A 14179-nucleotide genomic window follows, 5' to 3' on the forward strand; every position below is an offset into this window, starting at 1 on the left:
GCGAATTGCCACGATAGAGTCGCCCGTAGCCGCCGCCAATGCCTTTTTGCCGGCGCTTTCGATCGGTTACACTCCCGCCGCCAAACGATTCGATTGTTTTCAAACGCAAATCTGGGGGAAACCAATGAGACTATCATCCGCCGTCCGCACGATCGTCCTCGTGCTTGTTGCTTTCGTTGGGCTCTCGTCGGCCGCGCGCGCCGATGAAGGCTATGTGCAGCTCACGATCATCAAGGCCGGATGGATCATCGGCGGCAACGGCGGCAGCGGCGTCTTGGATTTCCACGGCCGCCGTTATCCGCTCACGGTTGGCGGCATCGATTATGGTCTGGTGTTCGGCGGATCGCGCGCGGTGCTGCGCGGCCGCGTCAGCAACATCTGGCGGCCGTCGGATATCGCGGGCGCCTATGCGGCAGGCGGCGCCGGCATCGTGGTCGGCGGCGGCGTGCGCGGCATCCTGCTCACCAATGCGCGGGGCGTCACGCTCGAACTCGCCGGCTCGCAGTTTGGCCTGATGGCGAATGCGGATTTGAGCGGCCTTGCGATCGGCCTGAGGTAGAGCTCCTTTCTTATCCCCCACGCGTTCCGCGGGGGAGGGATCAAGGTGCTCAGCCGCCGGTTCGCCTGAAAATGTCCTCAGGCGGCACCGGCGGCGTTATCCCAAAGGTTTCACGCAATACATCGTCGAGCTCACCGGCGTTCGCCAGCGTGCGCTCCTTGGTCAATTCGCCGTCGCGTGCCTCCAGCGTCAGCGCGCGATCGACCAGCCGAATGCGCCGGTTGCCTGACAGCCGCTCGACGATCAGCCTTGTGGTGAGCGGAATCGTCGAGTTGGTCGAGGTGAACCAGTTGCCGAGCTCGTAGTCGGCCTGAAGCTGTGGATGCAGGTCGAAGACGTACATCGCGCGCCAGCTGCCGTCGCGTTTGGCATTGAGCCACAGCAAACCGTCCGTCTCGGTGAGACGATAGGTGCCGAGCACGGTGGTCTGCTCGATGTCGGTTTTGAATTGCAGGGGCGCATCCAGGAGGCAGGCGCCAAACCCGGCGTCGACGAGATAAGCGCCGTCCGCAAGATCGACCTTCAGCAGCATGTGTGTTTTTGGCCCGAGCGGACTGCCTGGCGGCGACATCCAGCGCACCCGCCCCCCAAGCCCGGTGACCTCAAAGCCGATCGCCTGGAGCGCCGCCCGCAACAGCAGATTGTGCTCGTAGCAATATCCGCCGCGGCTTCCCTCGACGAGCTTGGCCTGGATCGAGGTGAGATCGAGCTTGACCGGGCGGCGCAACAGCGGATCAATCGCCTCGAACGGGATCGCAGCGAGATGCGCGGTCTGGAGGGCTTTCAGCGTCGCGAGATCGGCCGCGACCGGGCCGCTATGGCCGATCCGCGCCAGGTATTTGTCCAGCCGAAATTCATGATCCATCATGCGCCGCCTCTGTCGGCTGCGATACTATGCCAGGGAACGGCGCCAAGGCCAGCGCGGGAGCGCTGGCAACATGAAAGCAAAGGAAAAGGCCGGGGTTCGCCCGGCCTTTTGATTTCCCGATGTTGCGAGCCTCAGAACGTGCAGGCGCGGCTCACCCGCATCTTTTCCTGGATCGCGGCGGCTTCGGTGAACGTCGGCACCGGCTTGCTGACGACCTTGTAGTCGGACAGGAAGTGCACCGGCTGTTGTTGCAAGTTGGTGTTCCAGATCTGGCAGACGCCGGTGTTGTCCCAGCGGATCACGTAATAGCCCTGCGGCATGGGCATGGGGCGGGCGAACGCGGCTGACGAAGCCAGGATGGCGGCGGCGGCGGCGAGAGCGGTGGTGCGACGCATGAAAGTCTCCTTTGGTGATGACTGAGAGTTATAGTTCCCCGCGCCCCATGAAGCCAGTAGCGGCCTCTAACGGTGGCGCTGACGGCGGAGTGGTGCGTCAAAAGGGTGACAGGCGCCAGTAGCAAGCGCGTGATTGGTGGACGTCACGCCAGGATGAGATATCGTGGTGATGCCGAACATGGCAGGGAGGACCAGTGCCGCCTATTTGAAGTTCCTGCACCACAAGCGGCGAACTCGATCCAGGAACTTCAAATAGAAAGCGGCACTAGAATCATGAGTTTGCTAGTACCCATAACTTTCCGAAGTTCGTGGATGGTGGGTGCTGAGATGGTGCACGAACTTCGGAAAGTGGGTACTAGGATGAGCATGACAGGTCGAGCCAGCGGTATCGCAACGTTTGGTGCGGCTGCCGCGCTGTTATCTCAGATGATTCAGCTCAGTCCCGGATTTTCGGCGGCGCCGCTCACCGTCGCGGTGGCCGACTTCGACTATTTCGACACCTCAGGCGAAGTCAGGGATCAGCGCGCGGAGCATCGGGCGCGCATGCTGCGTTTCACCGAACTGCTCCGCGAGAGCCTCAGCTCGCAAGGCGATTATCACGTGCAGCCTCTCGAATGCACTGATCCGCCCTGTACGCCCATCAACATGCAGCCGGCCAGGTTCATCGACGCCAGCCGCCGCTCGGGCGCGCGCTTCGTCGTCTATGGCGGCATCCACAAGATGAGCACGCTGGTGCAATGGGGCGACATCCAGTTGCTCGACCTCGAGGCCGACAAGGTGCTGTTTCGCCAGAACGTCACCTTTCGCGGCGACACCGACGAAGCCTACCGTCGCGCCGCCGCCTTCGTCAGCGGCAGCGTCAGGGATGCGCTGGAGAAGAGGTGAGGGCCTTCGTTCAAGCACCGGAATGCGCATGACCCGCGAAGATCTGATCGCCGCTTATTCGGCGGCGAACCGGCATTATCACAATCTGGCTCATATCCAGGACTGTCTCGACCAGCTCGCTCGTGTCGATGCCCTGTCGGGGGCCGAGCGCACCATTCTGGAAGCGGCGATCTGGTGGCACGACGTCGTCTATGATCCGACGCGATCGGACAATGAGGAGCTCAGCGCACAACTCGCTGAACAGAATCTCGGTGCGGAGATGCGTGAGGAGGTCGGCAGGCTGATCCGCCTGACCAGGACGCATCAGGTCGAGGCGGGCGATAAATTAGGAACCATCCTGATTTCGATCGATCTGTCGATCCTGGCCGCCGAGCCGGCGCGTTACGACACCTATGCTGCGGCCATTCGCAAGGAGTTCGCGCACGTACCGGATGCCGTCTATCGGGCGGGCCGGTCCGACGTGCTGCAGCGCTTCGCAGCAAAGCCGGTGATCTTTCCCGATGCGGTTTTTGCACAGGCGCTTGATTGGAGAGCGCGGGAGAATCTGGCGCGCGAACTTGCGGTTCTTAGCGAGTGAAGGCGAAGATTTTCAGAAGAAAAAAGCCGGGCTTTCCAGGCTGTGTGAGAACTGGGGCAAATCAGATAGAGAGGCCGCATCATTAATGATGCGGCCTTTTTCATGCGCTACATTCGAGGTGGGGACCGTAACCAGGCGAGTTTTTTGCCGGCACGGATCGATGATTACGTTGCCGCTGATGCGGCGGTGCGGGTAATCGATGCCTTTGTTGAAGGTCTCGATATGTTCGGGCTCGGCTTGGTTCGAGCGACACCGGCGGCGACCGGGCGGCCCGGCTATGACCCGCGCGATCTTCTGAAGCTCTATATCTACGGGTACCTCAACGAGGTTCGTTCGAGCCGCAAGCTGGAACGCGAGTGCCGGCGCAATGTCGAACTGATGTGGCTGTTGGGGCGGCTTGCCCCCGACTTCAAAACAATTGCGGACTTTCGGCGGGACAATGCAGCCGGGATCGTAGGGGCATGCCGGGCCTTCGTGCTGTTCTGCCGCGAGCAGGGACTATTTGCGGCCCGTCTGGTGGCCCTCGACGGTTCGAAGTTCCGGGCGGTGGCGAGCGCCAAGCGGATTATGGGCGAACGCAAGGTCGCCGAAGAGGCCGGCCGGATCGATCAACAGATCGCGGCTTATCTTGCCAACCTCGACAGCATCGATGCGGGCGAGCGGGCCGATAGCGATGCGGAACAAACGGCTGCGGCTCTCCAGGCTCTCAGGGCACGCCGCACCGACCTTGATGCTCTGGCGGCGCGACTTAAGGCGGAAGATCGGACTAGTCTTGTAGAAGGTGAGCTCGATGCGCGGCCGATGGGTAAAGGGGCAGGCTCCAAGCCTCCTTCCTACAATGTCCAGACGGCGGTCGATGCTGCGACGGGGCTGATCGTCCACCATGAGGTTACAACCGAACCCACCGACAACCGGCTGCTCCATCCGATGGCCAAGGCGACGAAGGATGCGGTGGCGGCCGATACGCTCACGGTGGTGGCGGACGCTGGCTATTCGAACGGAGCAGACGCGGCAGCCTGCGAGAACGATGGCATCACGCCTTGTGTGCCAGCGAACCGGGCCGTCAACAATCAGGGCGACTTCTTCGACCGCACGGCCTTCATCTATGAGCCGCAAACCGACAGTTTTCGTTGTCCGGCGGGCCGAACACTGGTGCGCAAGCAAATCCTCACCAGAAAGCAGAGCGTCTTGTATATCGCCGACGATTGTTCGGGTTGCGCGCTCAAGCCGAGATGCACCCGCGTCGAGCGCCGCTTCGTTCAAAGACACCTTTACGAGGACGCGCTTCAACGCATGAATGCCCGCGTCGAAGCCGATCCACACCTCATGCGGCAGCGGCGATGCGCGGCTGAACACCCGTTCGGAACCATCAAGCGGATGACGGCTGGCGGCAGGTTCCTCACCCGAGGCCTTACCAACGTCAAGACTGAAGCCGCCCTCAGCGTTCTTGTCTACAACATCATGCGGGTCATCAATCTCATCGGCTCGCAAAGCCTCAAGATTAGGCTCGCCTGACCCTAAAAATTAAAAAAAGAGGCCCCGGATCACCGCAGCCTCTCGTTTCCACACAGCCTGTTTCGCCCGGCCTTTATTTGTCCGATGGATGACCGGGTCCCGCCTTCGCCGAGGCTACGGCGGGCATGCAAGCCCGGGCACGACTTGCGGAAGGCTACAACACCTTGTTGCTCGCCTTCACCTTGTCCGCATCGAGATAGACGCTCGCGCCCATTTCCTTGAACTTGGCGCTCATCTGCGCCATGCCCTGTTCCTGGTCATTGAGCGTCGCGGCGTAGTCGCGCACGTCCTGCGTGATTTTCATCGAGCAGAACTTTGGGCCGCACATCGAGCAGAAATGCGCGACCTTGTGGGCGTCCTTCGGCAGCGTCTCGTCGTGGAATTTGCACGCGGTTTCCGGATCGAGGCCGAGGTTGAACTGGTCCTCCCAGCGGAAGTCGAACCGCGCGCGCGACAGCGCATCGTCGCGCAGTTGCGCCGCCGGGTGGCCCTTGGCGAGGTCGGAAGCGTGCGCCGAGATCTTGTAGGTGATCACGCCGGTCTTGACGTCGTTGCGATCCGGCAACCCAAGATGCTCCTTCGGCGTCACGTAACACAGCATCGCGCAGCCGAACCAGCCGATCATGGCAGCGCCAATGCCTGAGGTGATGTGGTCATAGCCCGGCGCGATGTCGGTGGTCAGCGGGCCCAACGTATAGAACGGCGCTTCGCCGCACTCCCTAAGCTGCTTGTCCATGTTGATCTTGATCTTGTGCATCGGCACGTGGCCGGGGCCTTCGATCATGACCTGGCAGCCTTTCTTCCAGGCGATCTTTGTGAGTTCGCCGAGCGTTTCGAGTTCGGCAAACTGCGCGCGGTCGTTGGCATCCGCGATCGAACCCGGACGCAGGCCATCGCCGAGCGAGAACGACACGTCGTATTTGCGCATGATGTCGCAAATGTCCTCGAAGTGCGTGTAGAGGAAGCTCTCCTTGTGATGCGCCAGGCACCACTTCGCCATGATCGAGCCGCCGCGCGAGACGATGCCGGTGACGCGATTTGCGGTGAGATGGATGTAGGCCAGCCGCACGCCGGCGTGGATCGTGAAGTAGTCGACGCCCTGTTCGCACTGTTCGATCAGCGTGTCGCGGTAGAGATCCCAGGTCAGCGCGACGGGATCGCCGTTGCACTTTTCCAGCGCCTGGTAGATCGGCACCGTGCCGATCGGTACCGGCGAGTTGCGCAGGATCCATTCGCGGGTGGTGTGGATGTTGCGCCCCGTGGAGAGGTCCATCACGGTGTCGGCGCCCCAGCGGGTCGCCCACACCATCTTGTCGACTTCCTCTTCCACCGACGAACTCACGGCGGAGTTGCCGATATTGGCGTTGATCTTGGTGAGGAAGTTGCGGCCGATGATCATCGGCTCGAGTTCGCCGTGATTGATGTTGGAGGGAATGATGGCGCGGCCGCGTGCGATTTCGCTGCACACGAATTCCGGCGTGACGAACGGCGGGATCTCGGCCCCAAAGCTCTCGCCGTTGGCGAGCGCTTCTTCCGCGCGTTCGAGCTGAGCTTTGCGGCCAAGATTCTCGCGCTCGGCGACGTAGATCATCTCCTTGGTGATGATGCCGGCGCGCGCAAACTCAAGCTGCGTGATCTTGTGGCCGTCGAGACCGCGCAACGGCTTGTGATAGCCGGTGAAGGCCTTTGCGGCATGGGCCGTGCCGACATTGCCGTTGTCTTCCGGCTTGACGCTGCGGCCCTCATATTCCTCGACGCCGCCGCGCTCCCTGACCCAGGCGGTGCGATGTCGCTGCAACCCGCTGTTGACGTCGATCACGACGTTCGGATCGGTGTAGGGCCCCGAAGTGTCATAGACCGGCAGATTAGGCTCGCCGGCTTTTTCGGAGAGGATGATCTCGCGCAGCGGCACGCGCAGATCGGGCGCGGCATCCGGGGTTGCAAAGATCTTGCGTGAGGAGGGCAACGGGCCCGTAGTCACGGCGGGGACGGTCGTGTCGGGATCGGGGCGAATGTTCATATGGTCCTCCTTTTAATTACTCACACGTCGTTCCGGACGAGCCGCGTAGCGGCGCGATCCGGAACCTCGAGGTTGTTGCGTTGTAAAGCCGCGAGCGACGCTCTCTCACTCCCTCCCCCCTTGTGGGGGAGGGTGGGGAGAGGGGTAGCGATGAGCCATCGTGCGGCTCACCCCCACCCCTAACCCCTCCCCACAAGGGGGAGGGGAACAGAGACTGCGGGAGCCTCTGCGCGCGATAATATAGGAACACAATAGAAGCTCGCATCACGCGGCCTCCTTCAGTCTGAGCCAGGCGCGTACCCGCTTGTCGGGGTCGGCGTTCTGGGTGACGTCGGAAACGACCGCGATCGAATCCGCGCCGGCTGCAAAAATCTCGGGCGCTTGTTCAAGCCTGATGCCGCCGATCGCAACCAAAGGAATCGCGCCGACGCGCTGCTTCCATTCGGTGATCTTCGCAATGCCCTGCGGCGCGAAGCGCATCGACTTCAGCGTGGTCGGAAAGATCGGGCCGAGCGCGACATAATCGGGCTTGGCGGCAAGCGCGGTCTCGAGTTCCGCATCGTCATGGGTCGAGATGCCGAGTGTGAGGCCGGCGGCGCGGATCGCCGGCACGTCGGCCTGGCTAAGGTCTTCCTGGCCGAGGTGCAGATGTTTCGCACCCGTTGCAATCGCCGCGCGCCAGTAATCGTTGACGACGAGCTTGGCGGCGGTGCCCCTGATGACTTCAAGGGCGTCCTTCACCGTCTGCAACGCGTCCGCCTCGGTCAAATTCTTGGCGCGAAGCTGAATCGTGCCGACGCCGAGCAGCGCCAGCCGCGCGACCCAGGCGACGCTATCGACGACGGGATAAAAGCGATCAGGATACGGCATGCCAGAACGGTGTCCCAACGACAGGGGTTGAAGGGGAGGCGAAGTCGCGCGCTTCCATCAGGCCAGCCTCAAAAGCGGTGCGTCCGGCCTCGACGCCGACGCGGAACGCGCCTGCCATCGCGACCGGATCGGTCGCTTTTGCGATCGCGGTGTTGAGCAGCACGGCGTCGTAGCCGAGTTCGAGCGCGCGTGCGGCGTGGCTCGGCGCGCCCAGACCCGCATCGACCACCAGCGTCACGTCCGGCAGGCGGTCGCGCAGCAGTTTCAGCGCGTCCGCGTTGATGATGCCTTTCGCGCTGCCGATCGGCGCGGCCCAGGGCATCACCACCTTGCAGCCGGCATCGACCAGCCGCGTTGCTACAGATAAATCCTCGGTGCAATAGGGGAACACCTCGAAGCCGTCCTTGGTGAGGATATCGGCGGCTTCGACCAGGCCGACCACGTCGGGCTGGAGCGTGTCGTTGTCGGCGATCACTTCCAGCTTGATCCAGTTGGTGGCGAACAATTCGCGCGCGAGTTTTGCGGTCGTCACCGCTTCGCGCACGCTGCGGCAGCCGGCGGTGTTCGGCAATACCGTCACATTGAGCTCGCGGATCAGATTCCAGAACGCATCGCCGGTCTTGCCGCCGGCGGCCTCGCGCCGCAGCGACACCGTGACGATCTCGCTGCCGGAGGCGCGGATCGCGTTTTGCATGATCGCGGGCGAGGGATAGAGCGCCGTGCCGATCAGGAGGCGGGACGCGAAGGTTTTGCCGTAGAAGGTTAGCATCAGTGTCTATCCTCGTCGTCCCGGCCAAGAGAGCGCAGCGAACGCGAGCCGGGACCCATACCGCGTGATATCAGTAGCTGGCACGCAGGGAGACGCTCGTGGCCGTTCTTCAAGCCGGTGGTTATGGGTCCCTGCTTTCGCAGGGACGACGTAAGACGATGGGGCGCGGGCATGACGAACTATCCTCCCTGCCGCGGCGTGATGATCTCGATCTCGTCGCCAGCCTTGAGTTGAGTTTCGGCCCAGCGGCTTCGCGGCAGCACGTCGTAATTCACCGCGATCGCAAAATGCGTGCCTTCGTAGTCGAGCTCACTGAGCAGCGCATCGACGCTCATCGCGGCGATCTCGCGGGCTTCGCCGTTGATGATCACGCGCATCGCATCACCTCATTGTCGATGGTGCCGCGCTCGACATAGCCGAGCGTGAGTTCGGCAAGCGCCGGCGCCAGCAGGAAGCCGTGGCGATAGAGCCCGTTCACCGCGATGCGCTCGTTATCGATCGCGATGCGCGGCAGGTTGTCAGGGTAGGCCGGGCGCAGCCCCGAGCCGAATTCGAGGATGCGCGCTTCGCCAAAGGCCGGATGCACGGCATAGGCCGCGCCCAATAGCTCAAGCGCCGAGCGGACGCTGACGCCGCTGTTCTCGCTCTCGATCGAGGTCGCCCCCAGCATGAAACGGTGGTTCTCGCGCGGGATCACGTACAGCGGAAAGCGCGGATGGATCAGCCGCACCGGGCGCTTGAGCTCGACCTCGTCGGTCTCGATCAGGATCAGCTCGCCCTTGACGCCGCGAAGCTCGCTTTGTTCGTTTCGCGCGGCGAGCCCGCGGCAATCGATCACGATGCCGTCGACATCCTCAGGCTCGATCCGGCTGTCGAACGCGATGTTGCCGCCGGCTGCGCGAATGCGCGCATGGATCTCGGGCAGGATCTTGCGCGGCTCGACATGGCCTTCCTCGGCATAGAACAGTCCCTCGCGAAAGCGTCCTTCGAGCCAAGGCTCGATCTCGCTGACGCCTTGCGCATCGAGCCGCTGGTAGCCGCTCGTCAGCCGCGCGAAGCGTTCGAAATCGGCGCGGTCGCGCGCATGCGCCACCACCAGCGAGCCGTTGAAGGCGGTGTCCGGAAAATAGTCGCGCCACAGTTTCAGCGAACGAAGGCCCAGCCGTACGATCGCGGGCTCGGTGGCTTCGGCCTCGCAATAGGGCGCGAGCATGCCGCCGGCCCAGTGGCTGGTGGATTGCGTCATCGCGGCGTCGCTGCGCTCGTGTAGCGTCACGCTGCGGCCGGCGTTGGCGAATAACAGCGCTTGCCAGGCACCTGCGATGCCTGCGCCGATCACAGAAATCGGGGTGACGGAAATCGGGGAATCCCCCCGCGGGTTCGTCGAATTCTGGTACATCCCTGTCCCTTCGCCGGCATGACCCGGATCAGGTTCAAAGGGTCACCGCGGTCTCCTGGTCCTGAAAATGGGACCCGGAGGGTGCAGTCTCTCAGCTCCTCGTCGGAGCTCCCCTCGGAACAGGCTCAATTTAGGCTTATGGACGAAGCTGTCAACGCGTCCGACCGGGAACTGCACCGATTGCATAGCTCAGACGCTTTGCCTGCGTGCCCCGGACGCAGTGCAACGCACCCGGGACAGGGCTCAGCGGGGCATCACGTCATTCCGCACCCTGTCCGGGACGTCGGACCCGAGGCTAGATTCATGGCGCTGCCGCTTGGCGACATAGTAGTAGCCGCCCGCATAGTAGCTGACCGCCCGGTTCTGATTGCCGTTTGCAGCGCGATAGGCGCCGGCGAGATACTTTACCGCGTAAGTCAGATTGGTCTCGGGGTCGCGCAGTCCTTCGGCCGTGCCGGTATAGCCGAGGCCCCGCGCCGTCGCGAGTTTGATCTGCATCATGCCGATGGCCCCGCCGCGTCCGACCAGGCCCGGGCGATAGCGGCTTTCGCGCACGATCACGCGATGCACCAGCTCGACCGGCACGCCATTGGCCTGCGCGTGCCGCGCGACCATCTCGTCATATTGGCTGCGCTGGGCGAACGCCGATCCCGGGAAGACGAGGGTCAGGGCCAAGCCAAGCGAGGCGAGGGCTACAAGGTGCTTCATCCGATATGGCCTCCAGCCGCGCGATGCGATGCTGCAGTGAAGCATCGAAATCCGCGCAATGACTTGGCTTGCTGCGACATAGATGTGGCGAAAAACCGGCCTGCCATATTTGGCCGCCTCAAAAAGCAGGCGGGCCGCATTTAATCGAAATGTGCGGCGAATTTGAATCATCGCGGCGTCGCGTCGCGGTGACTTCGCCGTCGATTTGCCTCATTACTGCTTCATCAAAGTCTCGCTCGCAACACGTCGCATCCGACAGCAACTCTGTCCCATCGCGACTCATGCCCGAGCTTCAGGACGTCACGCCATACAAACAAAAAACGGGAGGTGCGCCATGGCCGGATCAGGACTCCGTTCTTTGCCTCGGGAAAATCCCTGCGCTCAATGCGGCAGATTGATTTCGCTCCCCGAATGGGTCGAGCAAGAACCCGGCCGCACCTTCTATCTGTGGCGATGCATGGCCTGTGACTATCACTTCGAGTCGGTCGCTTATTTCGATGCACAAGAGACCGACGACGCGATCGCCGCGTAGAGCGACGTCCGCGCGCTAGCGCAAGAGCTCCAAACTTATTCCGCTGCGAGCTGCCGGCTAACCTGCCTCACGGGCAATTCGATGCGTACGATCAGCCCGTGCGGTTGCCGGTCGTGAAGCGACAACTCGCCGCCATGCGCGAGCACGATCGCGCGTGCGATCGAAAGGCCGAGGCCAAAGCCGGTGGTGTCATCCATGTTGCGCGCATCATCGCCGCGCACGAACGGCTCCAGCATGACTTCCTTGCGGGCATCCGAAATGCCGGGCCCGTCATCCTCGACCTCGATGGTTGCGGTGTCGGCCGAGACTTCGAGACGAATGGTGGCGTGGGCGCCGTAGCGGACGGAATTCTCCACGAGGTTGTTGACGCTGCGCGTCAGGTCGTCCGGCCGCACGGTCGCCATGGCGCGCTGCGGGCCTTCGTAGACCACCTTGTGGCCGACGTCGGCAAACTGATCGGCGACGAGCTGAAGCGTGGATGCGATATCGGTCAGCGTCATCGCCTCCAGCTTGCGGTCGTTGCGCAGGAACGACAACACCGCTTCCAGCATCGAGCGCATCTGGTCGAGATCGCTCATCATGCGACGGCGATGGCCGTCATCCTCGATGAATTCCGCCCGCAGCCGCATCCGCGTGATCGGCGTCCGCAGGTCGTGGCTGATCGCAGCCAGCATCTTGGTGCGGTCGTCGATCAGGGTGGAAATGCGTTCGCGCATCCGGTTCAGCGCCTTGGCCACGAAGCGGATCTCCTCCGGGCCGCGTTCGGGAAGGGACGCCGTCGCGCCGTTGACGCTGAAATTCTCGGCCGCCTTCGCAAACGCCGACAGCGGCGCTGTCAACGCCCGCGCCGCCCACAGGCTGAGCAGGCTGACGCTGACGATCGCGAATAATAGCGTCGCGAGCCACGGTCCGCCCCAGAACGGCCGCGGCCGCGGATCGCGCAGCACGCGCGCCGAGATCATCGCGCCGTCGGGCAACACAATGCCGACGCGCTGGTGCTTCTGGTCGTTGACGAGCGGAAAAATGCGATAGCTCGCGTCGAGCCGCCGGTGTAGGCCGCGCAGGTCGAATTTTTCAGGATCGCCTGCTTCGGGAACGGGTCCCGGCGGCAACGGCTGGATGTCGAGCTTGGGAAAGGCGCGCGCCAGATCAACGAGCAGCCGCGGGCGCTCGGTGGCCGGCGCGGCGCCGAGCAACTGCACCGCGGCGGCGAACTGCGCGTGACCGCGATCGACGCTCAGGTCGGGCTGCTCCGGGCGGCTGATCAGGAAGATGATCGTCAGGATGAGGTGAATGGCCGCGATCGAGGTGAGCACCAGCGCGGTGATCTGCCCGCTGATGGTCCTCAGGTTGAGGAAGTCGGCCAGTTTCATTTGGCTCCGTCGACCGGCATCGCCGCAGGCTCCACCGTCGGTGTGAACAGATATCCGCCCGAGCGCACGGTCTTGATCATGCTGGAGTCCTGCGGGTCGGTTTCGATCTTGCGGCGGATGCGGCTTACTAGCACGTCGATGGATCGTTCGAAAGAACCGGCGTTGCGGCCCTGCGTCAGGTCGAGCAGGCTGTCGCGCGACAGCACCCGGCCCGGGCGTTCGCAGAAGGCGCGAAGCAGGTCGAATTCAGCTGACGTCATCGCCACGCGCGCGCCGGCCGGGTTGCGCAGTTCGCGGAGGCGGAAGTCGATCCGCCAGCCCTGGAAGTTCAGCGCGGTTGCGCCCATCACCGCGCTTGCGGTTTGCGCCGCTGCCTGGCGGCGCAACACGGCATTGATGCGGGCGAGCAGTTCGCGGGGATTGAAGGGCTTTGCGAGATAATCGTCGGCGCCCATCTCGAGGCCGAGGATGCGGTCGACGTCCTCGCCGCGCGCGGTCAGCATGATGATCGGCACCTGCGACTCGCCGCGGATCTTCCGGCATAGGCTCAGGCCATCCTCGCCGGGCAACATGACGTCGAGGATCACGAGGTCGACGCGATGGTCGGTCATGGCGCGGCTCATCTCGCGCCCATCATTGGCCGTCGTGACGTTGCAGGCGTTGTTACGGAGATATTTCGCGATCAGCGTCCGCGTTTCGCGGTCGTCTTCGACGACAAGAATGTTCGGCGGTACGGGGGCCATCATGAATCCTCTGCCTGACAATACCACTCCACTGCGCCACTTTTTTGTTTCCAGATATTTCCGTCTTCGCAGGCGCAACACCGTGCAACAAGTCCGCTTTTGCCAGATGGGCGCGCCTTCCGGAAAGATGTCCCCGTCACTTCGAAGCGATTCCCTTAGCACGGCGTCGGCAGCGAAAATTCTTACAAAAAGCTCATGTTCGATACCGTTATCCTCCTGACCGGCCCGATCGAACGAGCGGTTCTGCCGTCGGCGCTGCTCGGCCATAACCCCGGCCTCACCGTGGTGTCGATCGAGCGCGCGAGCGAACTGGCCGGCTTGAGCGAAGCGGTGCTGAAGCGTTCGCGGCTGATCGCCTTCGTGACGCCGGTGATCGTGCCGCGGTCGATTTTGGCTCTGGTCGGTTACGGCGCTTTCAACTTTCATCCGGGACCGCCGACTTATCCCGGATGGGCGCCGGCGCATTTTGCAATCTACGATCAGGCGGCGGATTTCGGCGCGACCGTCCATGCCATGGTCGAACAGGTCGATGCCGGTCCGATCATCGAACTCGCCTCGTTTCCAATTCCGCCGCACACCACGGTGCTCGGGCTCGAAGGTCTCGCTTATGCCCATCTCGCGCTTTTGTTCTGGCGCACGGCGAAGTGGCTGGCGACGGACCGCGATCCTCCGCCGGCTCTGCCAGTTGCGTGGAGCAACAGGAAATATTCGCGCCAGAACTATCGCGCGATGTGCGAGATCCCGCTCGACATTTCCAAGAGCGAACTCGAGCGGCGGCTGAAGGTGTTCGGCGGCAACTACTTCGGCGTCGCGCCGTCGATCCGTCTGCACGGCGTCGAATTCCGCGCCGTCACCGAGCCCCAAGCGGTGAGTGAACTCGAGACGCTCGGCAGAAACTGAGTTCCCCGGCTCGCAGCGGATTGCAGGAACTGTGTCACAGCGGAACACGCGTTGCATTGTCGCATT

At 63.0% G+C, this 14179-nt stretch carries 16 protein-coding genes and 1 riboswitch; of the genes, 6 read left to right on the forward strand and 10 right to left on the reverse strand.

The features are described from left to right. Positions 1-124 precede the first annotated feature (124 nt). Positions 125-559, forward strand: coding sequence for a hypothetical protein (locus BUA38_RS20155; protein ID WP_072820523.1), 435 nt, complete (start codon positions 125-127; stop codon positions 557-559). A 49-nt stretch (positions 560-608) separates the two neighbouring features. Here the strand turns inward: BUA38_RS20155 and BUA38_RS20160 are convergent, their stop codons facing one another. Both BUA38_RS20160 and BUA38_RS20165 read right to left on the reverse strand, forming a co-directional pair. Beyond that, positions 609-1427, reverse strand: a complete 819-nt coding sequence (locus tag BUA38_RS20160) for an arylamine N-acetyltransferase family protein (RefSeq protein ID WP_338076264.1) — start codon at positions 1425-1427, stop codon at positions 609-611. Between the two features lie 131 nt (positions 1428-1558). Further along, a complete protein-coding gene (locus tag BUA38_RS20165) occupies positions 1559-1822 on the reverse strand; it encodes a hypothetical protein (protein ID WP_072820525.1) in 264 nt (87 codons plus the stop codon). A gap of 360 nt (positions 1823-2182) precedes the next feature. Between BUA38_RS20165 and BUA38_RS37575 the strand changes: the two genes are divergently transcribed. The 3 genes from BUA38_RS37575 (at position 2183) to BUA38_RS20180 (ending at position 4799) form a co-directional block, all read left to right on the forward strand. Continuing rightward, positions 2183-2707, forward strand: coding sequence for a DUF2380 domain-containing protein (locus BUA38_RS37575; RefSeq protein WP_172806057.1), 525 nt, complete (start codon positions 2183-2185; stop codon positions 2705-2707). Positions 2708-2735: 28 nt separating this feature from the next. After that, positions 2736-3284, forward strand: a complete 549-nt coding sequence (locus BUA38_RS20175; protein WP_072826269.1) for an HD domain-containing protein — start codon at positions 2736-2738, stop codon at positions 3282-3284. 102 nt (positions 3285-3386) lie between these two features. After that, complete coding sequence (locus BUA38_RS20180) at positions 3387-4799, forward strand: IS1182 family transposase (RefSeq protein WP_072816060.1); 1413 nt, start codon at positions 3387-3389, stop codon at positions 4797-4799. A gap of 154 nt (positions 4800-4953) precedes the next feature. Here the strand turns inward: BUA38_RS20180 and thiC are convergent, their stop codons facing one another. The 6 genes from thiC to BUA38_RS20210 all read right to left on the reverse strand — a co-directional run bounded on the left by thiC (position 4954) and on the right by BUA38_RS20210 (position 10565). Next, entirely contained in the window at positions 4954-6819 is a 1866-nt protein-coding gene (gene thiC, locus BUA38_RS20185; RefSeq protein ID WP_072820530.1) for a phosphomethylpyrimidine synthase ThiC, read from the reverse strand. A 264-nt stretch (positions 6820-7083) separates the two neighbouring features. Further along, positions 7084-7689 (reverse strand): thiamine phosphate synthase, encoded by a 606-nt coding sequence (locus BUA38_RS20190; RefSeq protein WP_072820532.1) that lies wholly within the window; start codon positions 7687-7689, stop codon positions 7084-7086. Next, entirely contained in the window at positions 7676-8458 is a 783-nt protein-coding gene (locus BUA38_RS20195; RefSeq protein ID WP_072820534.1) for a thiazole synthase, read from the reverse strand. The genes BUA38_RS20190 and BUA38_RS20195 overlap by 14 nt, the downstream gene beginning before the upstream one ends. 179 nt (positions 8459-8637) lie before the next feature. After that, complete coding sequence (gene thiS, locus BUA38_RS20200; protein WP_072820536.1) at positions 8638-8835, reverse strand: sulfur carrier protein ThiS; 198 nt, start codon at positions 8833-8835, stop codon at positions 8638-8640. Beyond that, a complete protein-coding gene (locus tag BUA38_RS20205) occupies positions 8826-9857 on the reverse strand; it encodes an FAD-dependent oxidoreductase (protein WP_072820538.1) in 1032 nt (343 codons plus the stop codon). The genes thiS and BUA38_RS20205 overlap by 10 nt, the downstream gene beginning before the upstream one ends. After that, positions 9845-9982: riboswitch (TPP riboswitch) on the reverse strand. It overlaps the preceding gene by 13 nt. Before the next feature lie 118 nt (positions 9983-10100). After that, positions 10101-10565 (reverse strand): lytic transglycosylase domain-containing protein, encoded by a 465-nt coding sequence (locus BUA38_RS20210; protein WP_072826270.1) that lies wholly within the window; start codon positions 10563-10565, stop codon positions 10101-10103. 334 nt (positions 10566-10899) lie between these two features. On the opposite strand from BUA38_RS20210, the gene BUA38_RS20215 reads away from it, so the two are divergent. Further along, a complete protein-coding gene (locus BUA38_RS20215; RefSeq protein ID WP_072820540.1) occupies positions 10900-11097 on the forward strand; it encodes a hypothetical protein in 198 nt (65 codons plus the stop codon). Between the two features lie 35 nt (positions 11098-11132). Here BUA38_RS20215 and BUA38_RS20220 read toward each other — a convergent pair whose 3' ends face one another. After that, positions 11133-12470 (reverse strand): ATP-binding protein, encoded by a 1338-nt coding sequence (locus BUA38_RS20220; protein WP_072820542.1) that lies wholly within the window; start codon positions 12468-12470, stop codon positions 11133-11135. Further along, positions 12467-13213, reverse strand: a complete 747-nt coding sequence (locus BUA38_RS20225) for a response regulator (protein ID WP_072826271.1) — start codon at positions 13211-13213, stop codon at positions 12467-12469. Before BUA38_RS20225 ends, BUA38_RS20220 begins: the two co-directional genes overlap by 4 nt. A gap of 195 nt (positions 13214-13408) precedes the next feature. On the opposite strand from BUA38_RS20225, the gene BUA38_RS20230 reads away from it, so the two are divergent. After that, positions 13409-14113 (forward strand): formyltransferase family protein, encoded by a 705-nt coding sequence (locus BUA38_RS20230; protein WP_072820545.1) that lies wholly within the window; start codon positions 13409-13411, stop codon positions 14111-14113. Positions 14114-14179: the final 66 nt, after the last annotated feature.

Source organism: Bradyrhizobium erythrophlei (genome assembly GCF_900142985.1).
In the GTDB taxonomy this organism is placed as follows: Bacteria; Pseudomonadota; Alphaproteobacteria; order Rhizobiales; family Xanthobacteraceae; genus Bradyrhizobium; species Bradyrhizobium erythrophlei_B.

Excerpts from the sequence above, each read along its gene's own strand:
- BUA38_RS20155 (WP_072820523.1), top strand. The coding sequence starts at position 125 with ATGAGACTATCATCCGCCGTCCGCACGATCGTCCTCGTGCTTGTTGCT.
- BUA38_RS20160 (WP_338076264.1), bottom strand. The coding sequence starts at position 1,427 with ATGATGGATCATGAATTTCGGCTGGACAAATACCTGGCGCGGATCGGC.
- BUA38_RS20165 (WP_072820525.1), bottom strand. The coding sequence starts at position 1,822 with ATGCGTCGCACCACCGCTCTCGCCGCCGCCGCCGCCATCCTGGCTTCG.
- BUA38_RS37575 (WP_172806057.1), top strand. The coding sequence starts at position 2,183 with ATGAGCATGACAGGTCGAGCCAGCGGTATCGCAACGTTTGGTGCGGCT.
- BUA38_RS20175 (WP_072826269.1), top strand. The coding sequence starts at position 2,736 with ATGACCCGCGAAGATCTGATCGCCGCTTATTCGGCGGCGAACCGGCAT.
- BUA38_RS20180 (WP_072816060.1), top strand. The coding sequence starts at position 3,387 with ATGCGCTACATTCGAGGTGGGGACCGTAACCAGGCGAGTTTTTTGCCG.
- thiC (WP_072820530.1), bottom strand. The coding sequence starts at position 6,819 with ATGAACATTCGCCCCGATCCCGACACGACCGTCCCCGCCGTGACTACG.
- BUA38_RS20190 (WP_072820532.1), bottom strand. The coding sequence starts at position 7,689 with ATGCCGTATCCTGATCGCTTTTATCCCGTCGTCGATAGCGTCGCCTGG.
- BUA38_RS20195 (WP_072820534.1), bottom strand. The coding sequence starts at position 8,458 with ATGCTAACCTTCTACGGCAAAACCTTCGCGTCCCGCCTCCTGATCGGC.
- thiS (WP_072820536.1), bottom strand. The coding sequence starts at position 8,835 with ATGCGCGTGATCATCAACGGCGAAGCCCGCGAGATCGCCGCGATGAGC.
- BUA38_RS20205 (WP_072820538.1), bottom strand. The coding sequence starts at position 9,857 with ATGTACCAGAATTCGACGAACCCGCGGGGGGATTCCCCGATTTCCGTC.
- BUA38_RS20210 (WP_072826270.1), bottom strand. The coding sequence starts at position 10,565 with ATGAAGCACCTTGTAGCCCTCGCCTCGCTTGGCTTGGCCCTGACCCTC.
- BUA38_RS20215 (WP_072820540.1), top strand. The coding sequence starts at position 10,900 with ATGGCCGGATCAGGACTCCGTTCTTTGCCTCGGGAAAATCCCTGCGCT.
- BUA38_RS20220 (WP_072820542.1), bottom strand. The coding sequence starts at position 12,470 with ATGAAACTGGCCGACTTCCTCAACCTGAGGACCATCAGCGGGCAGATC.
- BUA38_RS20225 (WP_072826271.1), bottom strand. The coding sequence starts at position 13,213 with ATGGCCCCCGTACCGCCGAACATTCTTGTCGTCGAAGACGACCGCGAA.
- BUA38_RS20230 (WP_072820545.1), top strand. The coding sequence starts at position 13,409 with ATGTTCGATACCGTTATCCTCCTGACCGGCCCGATCGAACGAGCGGTT.